This window comes from Alkalitalea saponilacus (assembly GCF_900168165.1).
GTDB lineage: Bacteria > Bacteroidota > Bacteroidia > Bacteroidales > Marinilabiliaceae > Natronoflexus > Natronoflexus saponilacus.
This window is the reverse complement of the sequence record NZ_FUYV01000017.1, coordinates 11,440-36,815: the sequence shown is the minus strand read 5'-3', so window position 1 is coordinate 36,815 and position 25,376 is coordinate 11,440. Positions and strand designations below refer to the sequence as shown.

Below are 25,376 nucleotides of genomic sequence, written 5' to 3'. Positions count from 1 at the left end.
TCCCAATGAAGGTTTTTAACCTGATTCTTTTCTCTTTGATTTTTCTGGCCGATGCTGTAGCCACGGATGAATCGGAGTGCCATCAACGCGACTCTCTTTTTGCGGATGTCGTTGTTCTGAAAAATCAGGATAACATCATTCCACTTCAATATCTTCATCAGGGACGTTTTGCATGCATTGTGGTTGGAAACGCCGATGAATTCTACTCCCGGTTGTCATTGTATAAAGAGATGCCATTGTTTGGCATTCCTCCGCAAAACCCGGAAGTTGCATTGTCAATTCTCGATGCTGCAAAGGATTATGACCGCCTGATTATTGTCATCGAATCATCATCTACTGATAAAGAAATTGAACAGGCAATTTCCCGCCTGTCAAAACAAAGTCAAAGTGTGGTTCTGTTTTTGGACGATGCATACCGTTTAATTAATTGGAAAGGAGTTAATGAGATTCCTGCTCTGATGGTAAGTGGAGGGAATTGCAGAATTCAACAGGATTTGGCAGCACAAATCCTTTTTGGCGGAAGAGCGGCCGCAGGCCGTCTTCCTTATTCAGTAGAGGATATTTTTATTGAAGGAGCTGGCATCTCCACCGAAAATTTATCGCGTTTCAGCTATCATATTCCCGGATTGGATGATGATGAAATTCATCATCATCTCAAAAGTAAAATCGATGATTTTCTTACTCACGCCATTGAAGAACTGGCTTTTCCGGGATGTCAGGTTTTTATGGCGGTAAACGGAAGGGTCATCATTCATGAAGCCTATGGTCATCATACCTATCTTGAAAAAACTCCGGTTCATCTGCTCGATTTGTACGATGTTGCTTCCATTACCAAAATAGCAGGTCCTCTTCCTTTGTTGATGCAACTCACAGATAATGAAATCATCGGGTTGGATGATGCTTTCAGCGAGTACTGGGGTGACTGGCGAAGCAGGCTGTTTCGCCGTTCCAACAAAAGTGACGTCACATTGCGACAACTGTTGGCTCATCAGGGAGGTTTGGTTCCCTACATCAATTTTTATGCAAACACAAAGGACGATGGCTTGTTTAGACGTCGGTTTTACCGGCATCAGTTTGAGGAACGATTCACATTGGAGATTGATGACCATCTATACTTGCGCGACCGCTATTTGCGCAGGGTGTTTCGGGATATTCGCCGGTCGTCGGTGAGTGAGAATCCCGAATATCGCTACTCATGTCTCTCTTTTTTAATTTATCCTTCTGTGATTGAGAAACTCACCGATAGAAATTTTGAGGAGGCGCTTTATGAGGATATTTATAAGCCGTTGGGAATAAGTAGAATGGTTTATAATCCGCTGCAAAAGGGATTTTATCGGGAGGAGATTCCTCCAACCGAGATGGATTTAGCATTCAGAAGCGCTTTGGTTCATGGAAGGGTACACGATGAAGCCGCTGCTGTGATGGGAGGGGTCAGTGGAAATGCCGGACTGTTTTCAAATGCCAACGATTTGGGTAAGCTCATGCAGATGTATCTCAATGGAGGAAGTTATGGAGGGGAGGTTATCTTTTCGCAGGATACAATGGAGGAGTTCAACAGGGTTCAGTTTCCGGAGATGGAAAATCGACGGGCGTTGGGGTTTGATAAACCCCACCCGGATAATGATGAGCGAACGGTCAATAATGCTTTTCCTGCTTTGGGAGCTCATTCTTCATCATTCGGACATTTGGGATTTACCGGAACCATGGTGTGGGCCGACCCGGAGCATCAGATGGTGTATGTTTTTTTATCAAACCGGGTTTATCCATCGCGGTCGCACAACGCCATATCGCGTTTGCGGGTGCGAACTGCATTGTTGCAAATGTTGTACGATGAGGTGAAAAATCAATGAAATTGGCTCAAAACTCAACATATTTTTAATGTTGAACATCATAAACAAACACTATCTTTGCGGCGTCAGAGGTATATAAACATGCCTTATAGAAAGTTTTTCAATTCAAAAGAATTCAGTACGTAAATGAGTAAGCAAAGAGAAATTATTCTCCTGAATATAAGCGGAGAAGACAAGCCCGGACTGACATCAACACTCACCGATGTGTTGGCTCAATATGATGTTAACATTCTTGATATAGGACAGGCCGTTATCCATCAGGATTTGGGGTTGGGAATATTGTTTGAGGTTGCCTCGCGTTCCGAATCATCGCCAATATTAAAGGATTTGCTCTTTAAGGCATACGAAATTGGCATGAATGTAAAATTCACCCCAATTACCGAAGAGAGATATAAGCAATGGGTTTCACGTCAGGGTAAGGAGCGATTTATTGTCACCCTTATTTCTCGCAAGCTGACAGCCGGACAATTGGCTTCGGTCACAAAGGAAATTTATCAGCAAAAACTCAATATCGATGTGATTTCCCGTTTGAGTGGGCGTATTCCGCTGGATGATGAAGCCGGGCAGACAAAATCGGTTGTGGAGTTCAGTTTGCGTGGGAAACCTGTGGACATGGAGGCCATGAAAACCCGCTTTATAGAGATTTCAGGAGCTACGGGAGTCGACATCGCGTTCCAGAAGGATAATATCTTCCGCCGTAATCGCAGGCTGATTTGTTTCGATATGGATTCCACGCTGATTCAGGCCGAAGTGATTGACGAACTGGCACGAAAAGCCGGAGTTTACGATGAGGTGAGTGCCATTACCGAAGCTGCCATGCGCGGTGAGATTGATTTTAATGATAGCTTTGTTCAGCGCGTTGCACTTCTTAAGGGGCTTAACGAGTCGGTGATGAAAGAGGTTGCAGATTCCCTGCCGTTAACAGAAGGCGCCGAGCGGTTGTTTAAAACGCTTAAGAAATATGGTTATCGTACTGCTATTCTCTCCGGTGGATTTACTTATTTTGGAAATTATCTTAAAAATAAGCTTGGCATAGATTATGTTTTTGCCAACGAACTTGAAATCAGCAACGGAAAACTAACCGGTCGCCACTTGGGCGAAATTGTTGATGGAAATAAAAAGGCCGAGCTTTTAAAACTGATTGCTTTTAAGGAAGATATTCATATGGAGCAGGTCATTGCCGTTGGCGATGGTTCCAACGATTTGCCAATGCTTCGGCAGGCAGGTTTGGGTATTGCATTTCATGCAAAACCCAAAGTAAAAGCCTCCGCCGAACATGCCATCTCAACCATCGGGCTGGATGCCATTTTGTATCTTCTGGGATTCAGAGACAGGGAACTCAATCTCTAAAATTCAAGTTTATAGCTGAGGAATGGCACCATGCTGGTAAAGAATTCATTTTCTATTTCGCCGGTTTTGAGATTGTATGCCATTCCTTCAAATTGACGTCCCAACAGGTTTTTTATCTGTAGAGCCCAAATAGCCGACCTTCTTTCTTTGTTTACACGATAAGTGATGGTCATGTCTGTTGCTGTTTCCATCGACGAGTGACGATAATTGAAAGGCGAAAGCTCATCATAAACAATGTTTCCTTGTTCTGTCGTTTTTTCTAAATCAGGTTTCTGGTACCACTCAGGCCCCATGAATGTAAACCTCAGACTGATACCCAGCAGGTTTTTGTTGTTAATCAAAAACTCCCGGCCACCCAGCAGGTTTACCGCGTAGCCACCGTCATACCGCGTGCGCCTTGAAATTCCATCGGCATCTTTATAACTGGATTTATAGATGGAAGCTGTTGTCATATAGAAATATCCATCTTTAAGAAAACGTTCCAATGTGATGTCAATGCCTCTGTTGGTTCCTGTTCCATCATTTATCAGTGTTTTGTTAAACGTCCAGTCGCTTCTGAAATTGAGCATGGAATATGAAGTGTTTTCAATGACTGGAACATCGTATAGGTATTGAAAATAAGGTTCGAGTTTAAACCTGAGGTTGTCGGTAATATTCCAGTCATAACCCAATACATAATGTTGAGCTTTTTGCCGTTTTAATTTTTTGTTGGGATAAGTTTCGCTTTGGTTTGTTGGTTGTGCATAATATATCGATAACATTTCGGTTTGACTGTGTAATCCAAAACCTGCCGAAAACCGATGGCTTTGATTTGTCTGCCACTCAAGAGCGAACCTTGGTTCGGCCAGGAATTCTCCATTTAAATCAAACCAGGAGGCATGTATACCTGTTGTTAAGGCCACACTCGAAGAGATATGGTATTTTGTTTGCAGAAAAGTCTGAAGAAGCCATGCAATGCCGTCTCCATCAAGAAATCTGCCATACATATCATTATCATAATCCATAGCGTCACCTCTTAACCGGTAAAAGAGTCTGTTGGTTGTTATACCACCCCGCAAATGCATTCTTGCACCATATTTCTGGTTTATGACTGAGGAGAGAGTTATTTTCCCTTCTACATTATCTATGTGGTGGTTAGGAGTAAGGTTTTCCGGATTGTTGTCATCCAGCCTAACCTCCTCCTTATATATATATTGAGACGCATTTGCTGCCATCGTTGTTCTGATATGTGTGTTGGTTCCGAAGCTCTTTTGATGACTGATACCGGTAGCTCCCATGTTGTAATCGAACCGCATCTTTTCTCTTTGGTGAGAAAACTCCCATTTATCCGGGTCATCGAAACCTTTGGAGGTGCTTTCTGATAAACCACCTATTCCCCAAAATGAAAACACCCCGGCATTTCCGGCAGGCAAATTCAGTTTAAAGGATAAATCCTGATAAATTGGCAGTTCGGTGCCATCTTTTGTCTCGGGAAGAAACTGAAAAATCAATCCCAATGTCGAATAGCGATAGTTGAAAAGGAATGAACTCTGACCACCATCTGTAAAAGGTCCTTCGGCAGCAAATTCCAACCCTTGTATTCCAATTTGGGCTGCGTACTCTTTCTTCCGGTTGTTGCCACTGCGTAATTTCATATCAAATACCCCGGAAGCAGCATTACCGTATTCAGCGGGAAATGCTCCTGTATAAAAATCAGAGTTTGTTAATAACTGGCTGCTGAATATGGATATGCCACCACCTCCTGCAACATTTGAACCCGAGTAATGATTTGGACCTGGTATATCAACCCCTTCCAGCCGCCAAAGGAGTCCTTTGGGAGCATTTCCCCTCACAATTATGGCATTGTTGTTTATTCCTGATGTTGTAATTCCGGCAAAACTGGCAGCCATTCTGGCCGGATCGTCCATTCCGCCGGCATATCTTCTGGCCTCTTCTACTGAAAATGTTCTGGCACTTACGGTAGCCATGCTGTTTAGTGGCTTATCTTTCGAAATGGTAGGTCGAATGGTAACCTCAGAGAGCTGTGAAACCGATTCATGCAGATGAATCGTGATGATGGTTTCTCTTCCTGAGGTAACCAACAGTTCAGGAAACACAACAGGATTATAGCCTAAAAAACCAGCTTCCAACCTATGTCGTCCTACAGGAATGTGCGATAAAACAAATTCGCCATTGATGTTGGTTGTTGTTCCCTTTTCAAGTGTAGGGATATATACGGTGGCTCCGACCAGTGGTTCACCACTTACCGCATCGGTTACCGTTCCACGCACAGACTGACTGGGAGCCTGAGCTTCCATTGCATTGGTGGCTAAGACCAGCAAAATCAATATCAGGAATGAATTTAGATGTTTCATTACTCTTCCATGGCTTTTCTATAGACAATCTTTTTATTGGGAATGTCATATATTTCCATTATATGGCCATTTTCAGGCAGGTTGTTTTGTCTTGTCTGCTTTTTTATGGCCGGATATACCCTTATCACACCAACAATGACAGAAGGTTTTCCCTTATAGGGAAACTCTGTTGTTAAATACTCCCGTTTTGGAACCACTTTTACCTGAAATTTCTGTGAGATTTTTTCTATCAACTCCAGGTCTGGATTTTCTATTACGCAACCCACCTCAGAACGTAGTTCTGAGGTGGGAGTGTTGTCCGGGTCATCATAATATATTGAAACACCTTTGAAAGTTTCTATCTTAAACTCGTTTAATAAGGTGTAATATACTTCATCCATCACTTTCCCAGTCCTTTTATAATCCCCTTTATGGGGGAGGAAAGCAACCGTTTCACCACCACATTGAGTTGTTTTGAATCGGATGTTATAAAACCCACCATACCAAGCAGATATAAGTAGTAGCCCTATGAGAATGATGCTTAGAATAATTAGAATTGTGCTCATCATACAAATATTTATTTGCAATTAAATGTGGCCGGAAATGCTGCAACTGCTTGTCTGTATTCTGTTGGCATTTGGCCTAAAAATTCAACTTCATTACAAACCTTGTCTATCAGGTTGAAATTGTCCTCAATATTGAATGGTTTGAAATTCTTAACTGATGGATTGGCATGGTCTATGTCTATAAAAAGAGGAGTATTGGTGCACGAAAAGTCAAACTCATTGAAGTTGATGGTTCTTACTTCTTTATTTTCATTGGTTTTAAGATGTATTTTGAAATTGGAGATGTCATACACGATGCTCCAACGGGTGCTCTCTCCCTGTGCTACAGCATCCAGAATTTCAAAAGCAAAGGCGGTTTTATCCTTCTGTTTTAAATCTTTTGCACCAATCATCCCGGCTGCAGTTTTAAATCTGCCTGAAGAGTTTTCAACCCAGGGAGTGTGCTCCAAATTTGGATTGGTTGTAGCAATATAATTCAATGAAACATCATAAGAACAGTTACTTAAAACCGGATATTTAAGTTCGTCACCGCTATGCACGACCATCTTTCCATCAAAAAACTCAATGGCAGCTAAGTCGCCTGATGCATCGGCAACCAGAAAATGCAGGGTGGCAACTGAAGTGATTGAAATCCTTAACTTTTCATCGCTGTTGATAACATCCTGTACCGTTGCCGAATTATCCAGATGATATTGAATCCATTGAAGTTCTGTTAATGCCTTACGTTGGTCAGGTTCCGGGTATTTTGCTTCCTGATGCCACATTTGTTCAATAACCAATCCGGCTTCGTTGATGCCTCCATAAGGCATTTCTCTGCCATTTTGGTTAAATGAAATGCTGCCATATTTTGAAACCCATGTAAAAGGTTTTTCCGGAGGAAAAATGAAGGAAGTTTTTTCAATGTTTGCCGGGTTGATGTAAATGTGGCCAACACCCGAAGGGAAATCGAAATTTCGGCCAAAAAGCTTTTGTTCACCATTTAAAAAGAAAGTTGTACATGCATAAACTTGTGCTGTAACGAACAACAAAATCAGGATTGTGGGTAAAATTTTACTTTTCATGATAAGAGGTTTTAGTAAGATGTTCTTTTTTATGATAAATATCATGCCATAGTGTTTAATGTTAAGTTAGTCAGATGAATAGGATTAAATTGGAGTGATTTCTGATGTCCGTAAACGTACACTTTGTGTACGTTTACGTTGGTTCTTTTTTTATCTTTTTGGGTTAATGATTATTAAAATCATACTTTTGCACATTCAATTTACTCATTTTTCATCTTTTATGAAGCTCTCATTTTTCATCTTTATTATGTCTTTCTTTTTATGTGCTTGCAATGGGCAATCGTCTTTTAAATTGCAAACGGGTGATATTCTATTTACCGGAATTGAAGATCATTCCTTAAGCAGTAATTTGTCACAGGCCATTGATGGCGTAACACAAACGCATCTCAAAACCCATTTTACTCACATGGGAATTGTACAGATTGAAAACGACACGATATATGTGATTCATGCGGAACCCAAAAAGGGCGTTCACCGGGAACTCATCGGTGACTTTTTAACTGGCAGGGGAGAGGCTTCTGTTTTTCGTCTTCAGGATGAATGGATTTACTCTGTTGATGGAGCCATTGATTCTGCTTTGTCGTTACTGGGGTTGCCGTACGATTATACTTACATGATAGGCGGTGATGCACACTATTGTTCAGGATTTATTTATACTATTTTTGAGCCGGCAGGAGTTTTCCAATTAGAACCTATGACCTTTATTGATCCTGAAACGGGTGATTTTCACCCTGTTTGGGTGGAGCACTATAAAAAAATGGGTATTGATATTCCCGAAGGAGCTCCCGGATGTAATCCAAACGGGATGGCTGCTTCTCCTGCTCTTTTTAATGTTGGAACCTTTAGTTTGAATTAAAACTTCGATACATTCTGAAATTCCGATATACTGTCAAAAAAAGAGGCTGTCCCGTGATTTCGGGACAGCCTTCTGTAAAATGATATGACTTTTCCGGATTAATCCAGAATTTTAAGTTTCAGGTTTCTGAACCATACATCATCGCCATGATCCTGAAGTCCTATGTAACCCATGCGGTTTTCACCGCCAGCGTTGATGAACTCTCCCCATCCTGCAAATTTGCTGTTTTCCACCATCTCTTCCCATGCAGGAGTCCATAAGTGATATTCAACAACGTTTTCGCCATTTTGAAAATGAACTACAGTTCCTCTGTAAATAATAACACTTCCGGTGTTCCACTCACCATAAGGTTTTGAGTTTTGAGGTTTAGCAGGAATCAGGTCATACAGAGACGCTGATTTTCTGTTTCCATCCACTCCAAGACGGGCATCCAGGTGGTTTACGTTGTCCAGAATCTGATATTCAGGAGCCGAACGCCAAATAGGCAGGTCTTCAATTTCCTGAGCCAGATAGAACACTCCACTGTTTCCACCACGTGAAACTTTCCATTCAAATGTCAGTTCGAAATTCTGGAATTGTTGATCAAATATGATGTCTCCGCCATCTTCATGCCCGGCTTCACCAGCTCCGGAACCTTGGATTTTAATGGCATCGTCTTCGATGATCCATGCAGATGGCACATCTTCGCGACCATAGCCACGCCAACCATCAAAAGTTTCGCCATCAAATAGAAGAATCCAGCCTTCTGCTTTCTCCTGCTCGGTAAGCGCATTTAATGGAGTTTCTTTGGCTTCCTGTCGTGAAGCCCCGGTTCCACAGGCCGATAACAATACAATACCGACCATTGTCAGTCCTAAAAATAGTCTTTTCATGTTTTTAATAATTAGTAATTGGGGATTTAAAATACTAAGCTGGCATATCTGGTAATGACCAACCTTTTCTGTACTCATGTTTAATTAACTCCTCGGCAAATTTTTTGGCGTTAACAGGCTCTGTCCATGTTTGGTCAAAAGTTGGATGTCCGTCTCTGATTTCAAAACCATCTTTTATTACAGTACGGATGGTTTCGTCATCACCAATATTTGTGAAACGCATGTTTTCGCCGTCCCAGTGCAACTCTTTGTTCAGTGCCTGTAGTCTTACAGCCAAAACTCCCATGACAACCATTTCGTTGAATGGGCCTGCTTCGTCAAATGCTGATGAACATTCGGTTCTGTTTTCCGGGCTCTCTTTACATGCACGCACCCAATCCATCTCGTGGCTCACGTTGATTCTGCGTTCTGTTTTAGGTGCATTAGGCACTCTTCCTGAAAGCAGGAATGGCTCACGTCCATAACATCCCACGTGCAGGATATCTTTGGTTCCATAGAAAAGAGCACCACCACCCTGAACGTTCAGGCTTTTTCCGGCAGGCCAGTTGTCTGGCTTTAATGGCTGTAAGCCGCCATCATACCAGTGTACCTCAACTTCCGGCATACGAACCCTTCTCAAGCGAGCTCTTTCGGGGAATATCATGCGGACTTTTTCTGCTACTGGGGCACAGTCCTGAAGTAATAAGGTAGAACTTCCCTGAACGCGGGTTGGATATCCCAGATTCAGGCCTTTAAATACGGGATGCAAAATATGACATGCCATATCTCCCAAAGCACCTGTTCCGTAATCCCACCATCCGCGGAAGTTCCATGGAGTATAAATTTCATTGTATGGGCGCATTTTTGCAGGTCCAACAAACAGATCCCAGTTTAAATGATCTGGTACCCATTGACCTTGAGTTGGAGTATTTAGACCCTGTGGCCAAATTGGGCGGTCAGTGAAAGCTTCAACACGTGTTACTTCGCCAATTTCTCCGTTTTGAATCCACTCTTTTACCAACGAAACGCCTTCTTCAGATGCTCCCTGGTTACCCATTTGTGTGGCAACTTTGTATTTTTTTGCCAGTTTTGTTAATAGTCTGGATTCATAAACCGTGTGTGTTAATGGCTTTTCAACATACACGTGTTTTCCCATAGTAATGGCAGTTGCTGCAATAGCGGCATGGGTGTGATCGGCTGTAGCAACCATAACAGCATCAATTTCATCGCCCATTTCATCTAGCATTTTGCGCCAGTCCCAATACTTTTTAGCTTTGGGCCAGTAGTCAAAACAGTTTTTTGAATACCTCCAGTCAACGTCGCAAAGCGCAACGATTTCTTCGCTTTCCATAGCACGAAGCACTGCAAATCCGCGTCCGCCAACGCCAACACCTGCAATTCTTAATTTATCACCGGGGGATCTTCTGGCTGGTTTAGCCGGTTGTGAAGCCGATACGATTCCGGGCAGTACGCTTAATCCGACTGCTGCTGCACCACTCTTTTGAAGGAAATCCCTTCTTCCAATTTTTGATTTCATAGGTGTAATAATTATTAGATAGAACTTGTGTTTATTATTCTTTCTTAACTATAATTACACGTAAACGACACTCAATCAATTCCGGAAGGGATTGAGTGATATTTGATAAGAGTTGATTTTACAGACCAATGGCTAAATTAATACTTTTTTTCTTTATAGACATAATGTAAAGTCCATTTTGTTACAAAATTATTGAACAGATAGGTTTTATTCTGAATATGAGATATTCAGAATTATGTCTTACATGACAGATGGCTATTTATGAATATGTATAAAAAACAGAAGGAGTGTCCTGATTGACACTCCTTCTGTTTTTTATCTATCTGTGTATCGGGATTATCTTTTCCCTTTCTTTTTAATCTGCTGTTGCTGTTTTGCCATATCTTCAAGCCTTTGAGCAAATTTAGATTTCTTTACCGGCTTTTTCTGGTTGGCCTGAATTTTTTTCAACAGTTTTTTCTCATCCACAAATTGTTTTATAATGATGGTCTGGAAAATGGTAATCAAGGTTGAGATAAAGTAATAGTAACTTAATCCCGATGAATAACTGTTAAAGAAGAACAGGAACATCACCGGCATCATGTACATCATGCCTTTCATACCCGGCATTTGGTTTGTTGACTGGGTCATTTCCATGTTCATTTTTGTGTAAACAATATTGGTAATGGCCATTAAGAGTGTAAACAAACTCACATGAGCACCATAAAATGGTATGTTAAATGGTAAATCTATAATGGAATCGTATGTTGAAAGGTCATTTGCCCATAGAAACGCTTCTTGTCTCAACTCAATTGATGCCGGGAAAAACCTGAATAGGGCAATCAGAATAGGCATTTGCAAGAGCATTGGTAAACAGCCACCCATTGGATTTACACCAGCTTTTTTATAAAGTCCCATTACCGCCTGTTGTCGCTCCAATGCCTTGTCTTTCGGTATTCGTTCATTGATCTCATCAATTTGAGGTTTTAACACCTTCATTTTGGCTGTTGAGATGTATGATTTATAGGTTAATGGAAATAAAACCAGTTTAATAAGTAATGTCAGAATTAATATAATGATTCCATAACTTGCGATGCGATTTTCTAACAGATTAAAAACCGGGATGACTGCGAAGCGGTTGATCCATCCAAAAATACCCCACCCCAACGGAAGTAACCTGTTAAATTCAAGATCTTTGCCATAGCTATTTAGAGTATAGTAATGATTTGGCCCAAAATAGAAATTGAATCTGTGTTCCTGGTTCAACGAAAAATCCACCGGAACCAGAGCTTCGGCTGTTTTATAACTAAGGAACGTGCTGTATTCATTTTCCTCCTGAACGGCTGACAGATAGGCGCCTGTAAAGGTTTCTTCAGCAATAAAAATGGATGAGAAGAATTGACTTTTAAAGGCGATCCATTTAAGAGGTGTTCTTATGCTCTCACTATCATTTCGGCCGGGACGAAGATTGTCAACATCAGAAAGATGATATTTATAGTAAAGACGTGTGTTTGGTTGCTCTTGGGTACGGTTTAATTCAAAAGCTGGCATTTCAACATGCCAATTGATGTCAATGGTTCCCCTTGGTGTTGCCATCAAATTTCTCAGGTTTTGTGTTTGAATTGCAAAACCAGTCATGTACTCATCTTCCGGAAGAGTATACCTGAATCTCAAAGATTCATTTTGTTCTGTTGCAATTTGGAAAACAATAATCGAATCTGAATGAGACTGAACATCAAAGTACAGGTCATTGGTGTTGAAAACCCTGGTGTTATGAGTAAAAGAGAAGCCGAATTTGTTGTTTTCCCCTTCGAATAAGATTAGCGGTTCCCCTTCATGGGTTTTATAATCTTTTAATTCAACCGAATAGATTCTTCCTCCTTTGTTAGTGAAAGTCATTATGATTTTCTCATTTTCAAGAGTGAAGAACTCCTGCTCGCCTGAAACAAATGGACTTAACTGGCCATACATTTGTCGGGCGCGCTGTTGCTGAACAGTATCATTTTCAGTAATAGTCACAGTCTCATCGGTAAGAGATACCGGGGTTGCTTCGGCTTCTTTTCGAACCTCTTCACTTAACCGGCGCTCTTCTTCAAGCATTTCAACCATTCGAAGAGAGTCTCTTTGTTGACGCATGGCTTCAACTTGCTCCTGTGATGGCTTGTTGATAAACCAAAATCCTATCAGAATGAGTGTGATTAGCAGTAAACCTGTGATTGAATTTCTATCCATTTTTATTGTCTTATGAAATATTCTTTTTGGGAATTATTTTATTTTGTTGATTTCTTATCGTCAATGGAAGCCTTTACAAATGCCATAAATAATGGGTGTGGCGACACTACTGTACTACTGTATTCCGGATGAAATTGTACCCCGACAAACCACTTGTGATCAGGGATTTCAATGATCTCCACCAGACCCGTATCCGGATTGCAGCCAGCTGCTATCATTCCGCCTTCTTCAAATCGCTTTAGAAAATCGTTGTTAAACTCGTACCTGTGTCTGTGACGTTCTTTAATAAGTTCAGTTCCGTATGCTTGATATGTTTTGCTGTTTTTCTTTAGTTGACAATCGTAAGCACCCAAACGCATCGTACCACCTTTATCTGTAATGTTTTTTTGATCTTCCATGAGATCAATAACGGGGTATGCAGTTGTGTGATCCATCTCTTTAGAGTTGGCTTTGTCCAACTTTAAAACATCACGTGCATATTCTATAACAGCGCATTGCATGCCCAAACAAATGCCTAAAAAGGGAATGTTGTTTTCACGAGCATATTTTACTGCTGCCAGTTTTCCGTCGAACCCACGATGGCCAAATCCCGGAGCAACCAGAATGCCCTGTAGATCTTTTAATTTGCTTTTGATATTTTCAGTTGTAATTGATTCGCTTTGAATTAGCTGGATATCAAGTTTATGATCGTTGTATGTGGCTGCATGAATTAAAGCTTCGATGATGGATTTATATGCATCAGGTAGTTCCACGTATTTCCCAACCAAACCAATGCGAACTGTTTTTTTTGCATTTTTAAGCTTGCTTAAAAATGCTTTCCATTGTTTCAGTTCAGGTTTTTGATCTATCGGGAGGTTAAGTTTTTCCATCACAATTTCATCCAGGCCTTCTTCCTGCATTTTAACAGGAACTTCGTATATGGAGCTCACATCAATTGATTGTATAACAGCTTTGCTGTTAACATTACAAAAAAGAGCTACTTTTTTGCGAATGTCAGCATCCAAATGATGTTCTGTTCTAAGAACGAGTACATCCGGTTGAACACCTATTTCAAGGAGTGATTTTACAGAGTGTTGAGTTGGTTTGGTTTTCAGCTCTCCGCTGGCAGCCAAAAACGGAACCAATGTCAGGTGAATCACCATGGCCTTAGAACCCAGTTCCCACTTTAACTGACGAACTGCTTCTATATAGGGTAGTGATTCAATATCACCAACTGTTCCTCCTATTTCTGTGATAACAACATCAAACTTGTGTTTGCTTCCCAGTAATTTGATGTTCCTTTTTATTTCATCTGTTATGTGGGGAATGATTTGAACTGTTTTTCCCAAAAAATCACCTCTTCGTTCTTTGTTTATTACATTTTGATAGATGCGACCAGTGGTCACATTGTTGGATTGTGAGGTAGGTACATTCAGGAAACGCTCGTAATGTCCCAGATCCAGATCTGTTTCCGCTCCATCTTCAGTAACATAGCACTCTCCATGTTCATAGGGGTTTAATGTCCCCGGATCCACGTTGAGATATGGATCGAGTTTTTGAATGGTTACTTTGTAACCTCTGGCTTGAAGTAATTTTGCCAGGGATGCGGAGATGATTCCTTTTCCAAGTGACGAAGCAACTCCTCCTGTGACGAAAACATAGCGTGTATCTGGCACGATGATCTGGTGTTAAATTCTACATTTTGTGATAAACTGCCGGAATGAGATGCTCGGTTTAGAAGTGGCTCAATCTCAGCAAACTAAGCTTGTGTTACGAAAAATAATGTACAAAGGTAACAAAATCTATCCTAAAATATTAATTGCATAGCGTAGTTTGGTTTTTTTTCATAGGTATGTGTAGTTTTTTGGTTAAATCTTGCTTCAACTTATTCTTTTTGATTTTGAAATCTTTCATTTGAAACGGATAATTATCATTACAATGATTGAATTGTTAAATAAATGCAAGCGCTTGCACTTTAAAAGATTGTTTTCTATTTTTGTCTTAAAGTTGACTAAGATTTTAACTAAAACCATTTAATAATGAAGTACTTTTTAAGATTTGCGATGATGCCTGCATTTTTGTTATTTGCTCATTGTGGATTTGGTTCCGAAGGGGCTGGTGTAGGTTCAGAAGTTTTGGTAAATCATCTGGGTTATAATTCGGGTGGAGCAAAAACTGTTGTCTTTCAAACGACTGGAGGTTTTGAGCCTCGCAACTTTTCCATTCATAATTTGAATGATAAAGAAGTTTTTAGCGGAAATTTTGAATCAGGAGGGGCGATAGACTCTTGGCATACCGGAAGAGCATATCGTGGCAGTTTTTCCGATTTTGATCTTCCCGGGAAATATTATGCTGCAGTTCAGATGAATGGTAGTATGGTTAAGAGCAAGGTATTTGAAATTAATGACCAGGTACTTGCTATTTCGACACTTGATTTACTCACCAAAGGAATTCGTTCTCAAAGAGCAGCCGGAGAATTTAATGAGGCCGATAAAAATATTAGTTTTTTTGGTGAAAGAGATGACATAATAGATGCAAGTGGAGGTTGGTATGATGCATCAGGTGACAGAGGGAAATATCTAAGCCATTTGAGTTATGCCAATTTCATGAATCCTCAGCAAGCACCTATGGTTGTTTGGAATTTTCTTGAAACCCTTAAAAATGTTGAGAAATATTATAAAGGTGATGATAAAGAGGTTCTTAAATCTAATCTTATTGTAGAAGCAGTTCATGGTGCTGATTGGTTAATTAGGATGCAAGATGAAGAGGGGTACTTTTACATTAATGTCTTTGCCAATTGGTCATGGGATCCTGCTCAGCGCGAAATATGTGCATACATTGGTCAGGAAGGCTTTAAAAATGACAATTATGAAGCCGGCTACAGAGAAGGTGGCGGTATGTCAATTGCAGCACTTGCCAGAGCTGCTGCTGAAGGACATAGTGGAGAATTTTCAACAGAAACCTACCTCGAGGCAGCTATTCGTGGTTTCCATCATCTCGAAAAATATAATCATCTGCATATTGCCGATGGTAAAGAGAACATCATTGACGACTATTGCGCTTTAATGGCAGCAACCGAACTTTATCATGCTACTGGTGATCGGCAGTTTCTTGAAGCTGCCAGAGTTAGAATGCAAAACCTAACTTCTCGCCTTACAAGCGATGAAACCATGACTGACTTTTGGCGTGCTGATGACGAGAACATCCGATCATTTTTTCACGCCGCAGAAGCCGGCCTTCCGGTGGTTTCTCTGGTTCGCTATTTAAATTTTGAGACAGACTCACAGTACCAGTCGATTGCTGTTGATGGCGTTCGCCGCGGAGTAGCTTTTGAATTAGCTGTTACCAGTGAAGTAAATAATCCTTTCGGATATGCACGGCAGTATGTAAAAGCAGTGAACGAAGATAGTAAGCGTACATCCTTTTTCATTCCTCAAAACAACGAAACTGGCTATTGGTGGCAGGGCGAAAATGCACGATTGGCTTCCCTTGCTACGGCCATGTATCAGGCTTTCCCATATCTTGATTCAGATATACAGAAAAAAGCTTTACATTATGCCTCTGATCAAAAGAACTGGATTCTTGGCCTTAATCCTTTCAACATGACTATGCTTCATGGCAGAGGCTACAACAACCCTTCTTATGCACCTGCATATTCAGATTATCGTGAACTTAATGTAAAAGGTTGCGTTTTGAACGGAATTACTGCGGGCTTTGGTAATGAGTCTGATATTGCTTTCAGACCTGCTCCGTGGGGCGACGATGTAAGTCATATGTGGCGTTGGTCAGAACAGTGGTTACAACATGGTTCATGGTTGATGGTTGCAATTGGCTCCTCTTTAGGAATTGAATGATTGCAGATTCGCGTCTGGTTTGATTAATTGATGAAATGCTAAAGCATTTCATCAATTAAATCAAGTTTCTTATTCAACAACTCAATGTTTCGTTTTCCATTCTCTATTTTGTGCTTGAAATCGCGCACCAAAGCTTCTGAATTTTTAGATTTTGTAAAGAAGCCTATGTTGTTTTCCCAAAGTACAATATCACTTTCAAGCTGTTTGAGTTTCAACATGATTTTGTTTCGCTCCTGACCAATTTTCTCATTAAACTGGTCGTTGGATTTCCAGTTTTCCAGTTTGTTTCTGAATTTCTGAAGGTTTTTGTTGACTTCATCCAGATTCAGATGGTCAAATTTCTGATTAATCAGGTTTCTAAAATCCTGATTGATGCGGTCTTTATCTTTTATTGGAACGAAGCCAACTTCAGACCATCTGCGCTGAAAGTCCTGTAAAACAGCAAAACACTTCTCGCTGTCATCCTGAAGTTCAAAATCTTGTAACTCCTTAATGATAGCTTCTTTTTTATTAAGGTTCTCGTCTTGTTCAGCGTCAATGTTGTTAAAAAACTTAGATTTTCTGTTGAAGAAATAGTCACAAGCTTCTCTGAATCGTTTCCATATGGCATCGGATTGTTTTCGGGGCACTGGTCCGATCTCTTTCCATTTTTTCTGAATCCGAATGTATTCTTCTGTTGTTTTTTTCCAGTCGTTACTCTCCTTCATGGCCTCGGCCTGAATACAGAGTTCTGTTTTTAGTTGCAGATTATTTTGTTGCTCATCTTTATAGTTCTTGAAAAAGTCGCGTTTCCGGTTAAAGAACTCATCGCATGCTTTTCTGAATCTATCGTAAACCAGATTGTTGTCTTTTTTTGGTGCAAACCCAATGGTTTTCCATATTTGTTGTAAATCAATCAGTTGCTTGCTCTTGTTTTCCCATTCTCTGGGTGATGTAATCTCCTGTTGTAAAAGGGCTTCGGCCTTCTCGCAAAGTTCTATTTTTGCCTCAAGGTTTTTATGCAATTGATTTTTCAACGACTCAAAATGCTCATGTTGTCGTTGATTAATTTTGGAAGTCGCTGCTTTAAACCTGTCCCAGAGTTCATCTTTTTTATCTCTTGGCACCGGACCAATCTCCCTCCACTGATCATGATATTTCTGGAGTGTTTTAAATGCCTTCACCGGCGAGGGCTCCAGTAACAAGGTTTCTGCCTTTTCACACAAGGCAAGCTTGGACTCATAGTTCTTCTTGAGATCCAGATCCCGCAACTCGTTGTTTATTTTGATGTAATTGTAGAAGTTCTCAACATGCAAGTGGAAAGTTTCCCATAAATCATGCAGTTTGTTTTGAGGAACCGGTCCAATATCTCGCCATTTTTGTTGCAGTGTCCTAAATTCCTGAAAAGTATCGTTCAATGACTCCTGACGGTTAATGAGGTCTTTTATCCCTTCTATTACTTCATACTTGTCCTTAAGGTTTTTCTCTTTTTCGTTCTCCTGAGACAGTCTTTCTTCATCTCTTTTGTTGCGGTACTCGGCAAAAAGTCCGGCAAAATCCTTTTGCAGAAAATCAGGTTGTGGATCGAATGATTCTTCCGGTTCTCCGGATTCAATGAATTTCTGTTTGGCCGCTACTTCTTCCTCTTTGGTCTTGTTTTCAAATATTAAACGAATGGCTTCTGCATGGGTTTTAATATTTGAAACAGGATATTTATTAAGATTATCCTTGAATTTCTCTATGAGTTGCTCTCTCGATAAAGAAGTATAATCCATCTCTTCCGGATACAGATTTTCCTGCGGAAGTTTTTTCTCCGGCTCTTCTGAATTCTCCAATTTCGTTGTTTCTGACTCCTGACCATCTGCACCAGATACTTCTTCCGGTTGATTTTCCGATTTGTTTTCTTCCCTTTTTGGAGTTTGGTCTTCCTGTCCGGAATTTTTAACCTCCTCGGGGGATTGTTGTTCAGTAGTCTGTTCAGTATTGCCGGACTGGTTGCCGGTGTTCAAATTCGTCCGTTCTTCGGATGATTTGTTTAGTTCATTTGCTTCCATCACCATGGGTGTTTGGGGATCCTACATATAAACTCCTGATGGAGTTTATCTTATTAATTATAAAGTACGAATATATCACATATCATGGAATGGTCAAAGTTTTTTTGCCATTTCCTTATTTTAACTTATCATGCCAAAAGGCTCCTTTAAACATCTATTTGTTATCTTTGTGTTCTATAATTAAGATACTATGCGCATAGATATTCTCACACTTTTTCCCGAAATGTTTGAAGGTCCGTTTAACGAATCTATTTTGCGGCGTTCTCAGGAAAACGGATTTGTTGAAATTGTTTTTCACGATATTAGAGACTATTCTCAAGATAAGCATAAAAAAGTGGATGACTATGCTTTTGGAGGGGGAGCAGGCATGGTAATGCAGATTGAACCCATCGCTCTTTTATTGGATAAATTAAAGAGCGAAAGAAGTTATGATGAAATCATTTATATGACTCCCGATGGAGACCGTTTTTCTCAAACCATCGCCAATCAGGTTTCCTTGTTGAATAATATCATTGTTCTTTGTGGACACTATAAAGGGGTTGACCAACGTGTTAGGGACTATTATGTCACACGCGAAATTTCCATTGGCGATTTTGTTCTTACCGGAGGGGAGTTGGCGGCTGCCGTGGTTGTTGACGCTGTTGTTCGTTTAATTCCCGGTGTTATTTCTGATGAAACTTCCGCATTGACAGATTCTTTTCAGGATAACCTTTTAGCCCCGCCGGTTTATACCCGACCGGCCGACTTTCGCGGCTGGAAAGTGCCGGATGTGTTGTTGTCGGGTCATCAGGCAAAAATTGACCAATGGCGCGAAGAACAAGCCTGGCAAAGAACCAAAAAACTCAGGCCTGATTTGTTGGACGAGAAGTAATTATTTAGTCTTTATAAGAAAACGCCAAATACTGCGTTATTCTCGGTTTTGAAACAGTCATTTACGAAAAGTAAACTCCTTGATTTCAAAACCTTCGAAAGCCTTGTCTTTGACGCTTTCTTAAAAAAGACTGAAAAAAATGTTGTTTTCTTAGTGACACTATTTACTGCAATTCTCCTTAAAGGTACAATAAGCACAACTCTTTTCATTGGATGTTTGTCTGAAAGGGATAGCCGGGTTAAAAAGTTCTGCAAGGATGGTGTTTAAGTGTTCAATATATTCATCTTTAACCAGCTCCAAAGTGATTACTTCTTTGTTTTGTCTGTTTTTAAGATACAGTTGATTATCGTATTCTTTATATAAATCTTTAACGGAAATAACTCCGGGAACGATTCGTTGATGGCCAATGGTTTGAGATTTTATCAGAGAGTAGAGCAAGGTCTGGAATATGGCTTTATTATCTGAATGGTGATTTTCATCAAACAGTTTGTCAATACTCTGTATGGTTTTGCCGGCTTTTCCCGTTTTGTAATCGGTGATTCGAAGTGTTCCGTCTTTTTCATCTGTCCGGTCAATGGTACCACCAATATTAATGGTTAGTTGGTCGCTGATTTTTAGCTTTCCGAAAACACGCTCTTCCAGTGCCAGCAATTGAAACGGCGCATCTTGTTGCTCACACTCCAGAAAACGAATGATATATTTATAAAGAATTTCATAAATAAGGCTGTTTTTTCCCTGCAAGTCGGTAAAGATATTGGACTTTTGCCTGATAAAAGGAATGTTCTGCACAAAGATGGAGTCCATCGTATCCCGAATAAACCCCTTATTTGAACGAAGTTCTTTAATCATATCGGCGGTTACCTCTTTTCCCACAAAGGGTTTGTAAAGATGTTCCACCATTTGGTGGAACAGATTCCCAAAAACCCTCGGGTCAAGGTCTTCGCTGATGTCATCCGGCTCCTTTATCTTTGCCACGTATCTGTAATAAAAGCGCAACGGACACTCCAGGTATGAACTTAATGCACTTGGAGATAATGCCTCTTTTCCCGATTCAGTCCATTGATGCAGTATCTCCATCACATCCTCGGTTTTTGATGCAGTAATTACCGGATGAACCGGAACTGTTACTTTCTGATGAATTGATTCCATGGTAACACTTCCACCGTATTCGTAATAGAGCTGTTGCAAAAAACGGCTCATTTCCCCCTCCTCGGTAACCGAACGGGTGGTGGTGTGTATCAGTTTAATGTTTTTGGCGCGATGAATCAGCCGGTAAAAATAGTAAGCAAAGATAGAATCTTGATTTTCAATGGTTGGCAAGCCATGGCCCTTTCTCAAATTAAAAGGAATGGATGTGTTTGGCGGCGAGGTTTTTGGGAAAACCCCTTCGTTGAGCCCAATAATGACGAGATTTTCAAAGTCAATGGCTCTGGTTTCCAAGATTCCCATCACCTGAAGCCCCTGCAAAGGTTCACCTTTAAATGGAACCATCTCCTGTGAAGCAATTTTTTTGAACAACGATTGCCATGTTTCCGGAGCCGGTTTTTGAGGAAGTGCTGCCAATATATCCGATAACTTTTTAATCACTGTATAGAGATGATAAATGAACTCCATCTCAACCTGATTGTTGCTGCCTTTCTCCAGGTCTTTATAAATTTTTACAAGAATATCGTTGAGATATTTGGTCAATTCCTCAGTTGTGTCTGTTTTTTTGAAAATGGACGATATTACTGAATCCACATTCAGTTGTTCATCTACGATGAACAACTGGTTTGCTTTAATCAGCTTATTTATCAATTCAAGATTTTTTCCATCGGTAATAATGTGCATATACTGATGTCGCAAAAGAGCCAGTACATCGCGATGGTAGAACCATGTTTTGCCTTCTTTGGTTTTTCTGGTGGTTTTTTGCATGGCCAAAAGGTTTTCCACCAGAGCATAGGCAGGGGTGTTTTTTAATGAATAGCCAATGGTAATGTTAATGGCTGAAAACTCTTCGGGAATGGCATGTAAAACCGGCAAAAGTTGTTGTTCGTCGGCCAGAACCAGTGCCGTTTTTTCCGGGTCGGGACGGTTTTCGGCCATGCTTTTAAGGTAATAATTGGCAAGGCGGGTTTGCTCCAGTTCATTAGTGGCCGATGCAATGGTTATATCTGCCATTTTCTCTGAAAATGGCGGTTGCCAGTCGTCTGGAGAGGGGTAGTTCAGTAAATTACTTTGCAGAAAGCGTGCTGCTTCGTGTTGAACAGCATATTTATCGTTTGTGTTGTGAAAAATCCATTCCGGGTAATCCCAATAAAACTGTGCCTTTTTCTGGTTTTGAAGAATGTGGAAAACCTCTTTTTCGCACTCGTTGAGTGCGTTAAAACCTGCAAATACCACTTTTTTATATGGAATGGAGATTGATTTCTCTTTAACGGCGTTTTCCGCTACCGAGCGGAAAACCATCCCTTCGTAGGCTTCGTTTCCTGATTTCAAATCGTCTCTGAAACAGTTATACAAATCGTACATTTTTTCCCACTGAGCAAGGAAATAGGCTTGTTGTTCCGATATCTTTTCAGGGTTAAAACTGCTCCAAAAGCTTTGAATGGCTAATATCTGCTCTGGTGACAGATGTGAGAAATCATCGTCCAAAGCTTTAATGGCCGCCAAATTTGAGAACAGTTGCGCAGGTTTGGCGAGGTACTTATCAATATCATTAAAATCACCCAACAACATTTCGCCTATCGGGATGAATTCATCAATGGAAATGTCGGTTTCCATTACTTTTTGGTAGGATAGATGGAGTTTGAAGAGCAGCGTGATGGAATCGGCCACCGGCGTAGGGTCTATTTCTGAGAAGAATTCATTAATGGTCAGGATTTTGGGTGCCCATACCGGACGCGATATTTGTTGCGACAGATAACGACTAAAAAAAAGCCCTGCTCGTCGACTGGGGAAAACAAAACAAAAATCGTTTATTTCTGTTAAATGTTTACTGGTATGATGGTGTGCTAACTGCTCAAGGAAAGTTTGCATATTATTTACTATTTTTACAAATATACAATTGTCCTTTAAATATTTTGCCAATTCTACGAAGGGAGTCATAGATTTTCGAAATGGTAAAACCTTCGTTTTACCGGTTGAAAATAGGTGTGAATTCCTTTCTTAATAGAGACATAGAGTTAATTATGGATGATTTTTCGTTTATAGGAAACAGTGACATACAGTCCATCGAAGCATTATACGAACAGTATAAGCAAAACCCCGACTCAGTAGATGAGAGTTTTGCCAAATTCTTTAAAGGGTTTGATTTTGCCCTGAAACATTTTCAGGCAGTTCCCGGAAAGATAATTAGCAAAGAATTCAACGTGATAAATCTGATTCACGGCTATCGTCAGCGAGGTCATTTTTTTACTAAAACAAACCCGGTTCGTGCACGGCGCAAGTATTTTCCAACCCTTGATATAGAGAGCTTTGGCTTGGAAGAGGAAGATTTGGATACTGTATTTGAGGCCGGCAACCAAATTGGAATTGGTGCAGCACCTTTGCGGGAGATTATAAAACACTTGCAGGAAACCTATTGTCAGTCGGTGGGTGTGGAGTATCTCTACGTTCGGCATCCGGAAATGGTGAATTGGCTCCGGGAGAGAATGGAGTCTGTGCGCAATCTGCCCGAATACTCCCTCGAAAAAAAGAAATCCATTTTTAAACACCTCAATCATGCCGTTGGTTTTGAGGCTTTTGTTCACAAAAAGTTCGTGGGTCAGAAGCGCTTTTCCCTCGAAGGGTCTGAAGGACTTATTCCCGGACTCAAGGCACTTATCAAAAAAGGTGCCTCAATGGGTGTTAAGGAGTTTATGGTTGGGATGGCGCACCGTGGCAGACTGAATGTGCTTACCAATATTCTCGGGAAGCCCTATCGCAAGGTTTTCAAGGAATTTGTGGCCGATGAATACGACGATAACGTGTCTCTTGGTGATGTAAAATACCATCTTGGTTACGATAATTATATGGATTTGGACAATGGTGAGAAGGTACGCCTTTGTCTTCTGCCCAATCCATCGCATTTGGAAGCGGTCACTCCGGTCACCGTTGGTTTAGCCCGAGCCCGAATTGACCATGCCTACAATCAGGATTTTGACAAAGTTGTGCCGGTTGTTATTCATGGCGATGCTGCCATTGCCGGACAAGGAGTGGTTTATGAAGTGGTACAGATGTCAAAACTACCGGGTTATCGAACCGGGGGAACCATTCACGTTGTGGTAAATAATCAGGTTGGTTTTACAACCAACTATCTTGAAGCACGCTCCAGTACTTATTGTACCGATGTTGGCAAGGTCATCAACAGTCCTGTATTCCATGTTAATGGTGATGATGCGGAAGCGGTAGCTTACGTATTTGAACTGGCCATGGAATTTCGTCACAGGTTTAATGTCGATATTTTTATTGATATTTTATCCTATCGCAAATATGGTCACAACGAAGGCGACGAGCCACGCTTTACACAACCTACGTTGTATAAAGCCATAGCCAATCACCACAATCCACGGGATATTTACGCAAAACATCTCGAAGTAACAGGCGTTTTGGGACGTCAGGAGATGAAACAAATGGTCATTGATTTTGAGAATCATCTCGAGCAGGAGTTTGATGCTTCTACCGAAATAAAAAAGATGTCCATTGCACGGTTTATGCCTGATTTATGGAATAATTTCCGATACCCCAAAAGAGAGGATTTTAATGGGGAGATGAAAACAGGCGTACCGATATCTAAAATGAAAGAGTTATGTGATAAATTAAATCACTTGCCGGAAGACAAGCCATTTTTTAATAAGGTTCATAAAATTCTGGCCGACCGAAAAAAGATGATGCAGGCCAATAAAATGGATTGGGCCATGGCGGAGATGATGGGTTATGCCACTTTGGTTGCTGAAGGTCACCCTGTCCGTTTGAGCGGACAGGACTCAGAAAGAGGAACTTTTGCCCATCGGCATGCCGGTTTTACGGTTGAGGATATGAATGAACGATACATCCCGCTTAAACATCTGGATGAAAATCCATTATCCTTTAATGTTTATAACTCTTCCCTATCCGAGTACGGGGTTTTGGGATTCGAGTATGGCTATGCTCTTGGGGTTCCAAAAGGCCTTACCATTTGGGAGGCTCAATTTGGCGATTTTACCAATACCGCGCAAGTGGTGGTCGACCAATACATCAGTTCTGCAGAGGAAAAATGGGGGTTGATGAATGGTCTTGTATTATATCTGCCCCACGCTTACGAAGGACAAGGGCCTGAACATTCAAGTGCACGAATGGAGCGATTTCTGTCACTTTCAGCCCGCAATAATATGCAAGTCATGAACTTTACCACCCCGGCTAACCTGTTTCATGCGCTTAGGCGGCATATTAAAAGGGATTTCAGGGTTCCGATGGTGGTGTTTACACCCAAAAGCCTGTTGCGACATCCAAAATGTGTCTCCTCTTTGGAAGATATGCAGGATGGTCGTTTTCAGGAGGTCATTGATGACTCTAATGTGGATGAAAAAAATGTTACGAGACTTGTTTTATGTACCGGAAAAATTTACTACGACTTACTGGCACGAAAGGAAGAACTCAATGCCACCAACGTGGCATTGATAAGGATTGAACAACTTCATCCATTTCCGAAAGAGGCCGTAGAAGCCTTGTTTGCAAAATACTCGAATGTCGTTTTAACCTTATGGGTGCAGGAAGAGCCTGAAAACATGGGAGCATGGAATTATATTCGCAGTATGTTGCCCGGTAAAAATATTGTTCCTGTGGCACGCATTGCCAGTGCCAGTCCGGCAACAGGTCTTGCAGGTCTGCATCTGGTTGGTCAGAATGAAATCATTGGAAAGGTTTTCAAAAAGTGTCATTGTGAATTAAAATTGCCATATTGTAATTTGAATTGCCTTGAAGGAAAACCTCGCGAGGAAATTCTCAAAGCACATTACTATTTTGCTGAATCAGATAAATTTTCAATATAACGGAATATATCAATGACCAGTGAAAGTTTAAAGT

15 protein-coding genes are annotated in these 25,376 nt (G+C 40.8%); 6 read left to right on the top strand and 9 right to left on the bottom strand.

Going from position 1 to position 25,376, the window contains the following annotated elements:
- Positions 1–5: 5 nt before the first annotated feature.
- Together B5X70_RS13340 and serB are read left to right on the top strand one after the other, a co-directional pair.
- The gene (locus B5X70_RS13340) at positions 6–1,850 is read left to right on the top strand and encodes a serine hydrolase domain-containing protein (RefSeq protein WP_079558408.1); all 1,845 of its coding nucleotides are present in this window, start codon (positions 6–8) and stop codon (positions 1,848–1,850) included.
- A 126-nt stretch (positions 1,851–1,976) separates the two neighbouring features.
- On the top strand, positions 1,977–3,200 hold the full coding sequence (gene serB / locus B5X70_RS13335) for a phosphoserine phosphatase SerB (protein WP_079558407.1): 1,224 nt from the start codon (positions 1,977–1,979) through the stop codon (positions 3,198–3,200).
- Here the strand turns inward: serB and B5X70_RS13330 are convergent.
- The 3 genes from B5X70_RS13330 to B5X70_RS13320 are packed head-to-tail and all read right to left on the bottom strand — an operon-like array spanning position 3,197 to position 7,160.
- Positions 3,197–5,554, bottom strand: a complete 2,358-nt coding sequence (locus tag B5X70_RS13330; RefSeq protein WP_079558406.1) for a TonB-dependent receptor — start codon at positions 5,552–5,554, stop codon at positions 3,197–3,199. The genes serB and B5X70_RS13330 overlap by 4 nt on opposite strands.
- A complete protein-coding gene (locus B5X70_RS13325) occupies positions 5,554–6,102 on the bottom strand; it encodes a GyrI-like domain-containing protein (protein WP_079558405.1) in 549 nt (182 codons plus the stop codon). Before B5X70_RS13325 ends, B5X70_RS13330 begins: the two co-directional genes overlap by 1 nt.
- Positions 6,103–6,110: 8 nt before the next feature.
- Positions 6,111–7,160, bottom strand: a complete 1,050-nt coding sequence (locus tag B5X70_RS13320; protein ID WP_157666516.1) for a linear amide C-N hydrolase — start codon at positions 7,158–7,160, stop codon at positions 6,111–6,113.
- 220 nt (positions 7,161–7,380) lie between these two features.
- Between B5X70_RS13320 and B5X70_RS13315 the strand changes: the two genes are divergently transcribed.
- A complete protein-coding gene (locus B5X70_RS13315; protein WP_157666517.1) occupies positions 7,381–8,016 on the top strand; it encodes a YiiX/YebB-like N1pC/P60 family cysteine hydrolase in 636 nt (211 codons plus the stop codon).
- 98 nt (positions 8,017–8,114) lie between these two features.
- Here the strand turns inward: B5X70_RS13315 and B5X70_RS13310 are convergent, their stop codons facing one another.
- The 4 genes from B5X70_RS13310 to B5X70_RS13295 all read right to left on the bottom strand — a co-directional run bounded on the left by B5X70_RS13310 (position 8,115) and on the right by B5X70_RS13295 (position 14,270).
- Positions 8,115–8,888 (bottom strand): 3-keto-disaccharide hydrolase, encoded by a 774-nt coding sequence (locus B5X70_RS13310; RefSeq protein WP_079558402.1) that lies wholly within the window; start codon positions 8,886–8,888, stop codon positions 8,115–8,117.
- A 34-nt stretch (positions 8,889–8,922) separates the two neighbouring features.
- Complete coding sequence (locus B5X70_RS13305; RefSeq protein WP_079558401.1) at positions 8,923–10,404, bottom strand: Gfo/Idh/MocA family protein; 1,482 nt, start codon at positions 10,402–10,404, stop codon at positions 8,923–8,925.
- Between the two features lie 336 nt (positions 10,405–10,740).
- The gene (gene yidC, locus B5X70_RS13300; RefSeq protein ID WP_079558400.1) at positions 10,741–12,615 is read right to left on the bottom strand and encodes a membrane protein insertase YidC; all 1,875 of its coding nucleotides are present in this window, start codon (positions 12,613–12,615) and stop codon (positions 10,741–10,743) included.
- A gap of 38 nt (positions 12,616–12,653) precedes the next feature.
- A complete protein-coding gene (locus B5X70_RS13295) occupies positions 12,654–14,270 on the bottom strand; it encodes a CTP synthase (protein ID WP_079558399.1) in 1,617 nt (538 codons plus the stop codon).
- Positions 14,271–14,633: 363 nt separating this feature from the next.
- Between B5X70_RS13295 and B5X70_RS13290 the strand changes: the two genes are divergently transcribed.
- The gene (locus tag B5X70_RS13290; RefSeq protein WP_079558398.1) at positions 14,634–16,448 is read left to right on the top strand and encodes a glycoside hydrolase family 9 protein; all 1,815 of its coding nucleotides are present in this window, start codon (positions 14,634–14,636) and stop codon (positions 16,446–16,448) included.
- A gap of 38 nt (positions 16,449–16,486) precedes the next feature.
- Here B5X70_RS13290 and B5X70_RS13285 read toward each other — a convergent pair whose 3' ends face one another.
- A complete protein-coding gene (locus tag B5X70_RS13285; RefSeq protein ID WP_079558397.1) occupies positions 16,487–18,481 on the bottom strand; it encodes a DUF349 domain-containing protein in 1,995 nt (664 codons plus the stop codon).
- 190 nt (positions 18,482–18,671) lie between these two features.
- Between B5X70_RS13285 and trmD the strand changes: the two genes are divergently transcribed.
- On the top strand, positions 18,672–19,352 hold the full coding sequence (gene trmD / locus B5X70_RS13280; RefSeq protein ID WP_079558396.1) for a tRNA (guanosine(37)-N1)-methyltransferase TrmD: 681 nt from the start codon (positions 18,672–18,674) through the stop codon (positions 19,350–19,352).
- A gap of 159 nt (positions 19,353–19,511) precedes the next feature.
- Here trmD and B5X70_RS13275 read toward each other — a convergent pair whose 3' ends face one another.
- Positions 19,512–22,370 carry a PD-(D/E)XK nuclease family protein gene (locus B5X70_RS13275; RefSeq protein ID WP_079558395.1) on the bottom strand — a complete coding sequence of 953 codons (2,859 nt, stop codon included), beginning with the start codon at positions 22,368–22,370 and terminating at the stop codon, positions 19,512–19,514.
- Positions 22,371–22,522: 152 nt separating this feature from the next.
- Here B5X70_RS13275 and B5X70_RS13270 point away from each other — a divergent pair, with 152 nt between their 5' ends.
- Positions 22,523–25,342 carry a 2-oxoglutarate dehydrogenase E1 component gene (locus tag B5X70_RS13270; RefSeq protein WP_079558394.1) on the top strand — a complete coding sequence of 940 codons (2,820 nt, stop codon included), beginning with the start codon at positions 22,523–22,525 and terminating at the stop codon, positions 25,340–25,342.
- Positions 25,343–25,376 lie beyond the last annotated feature (34 nt).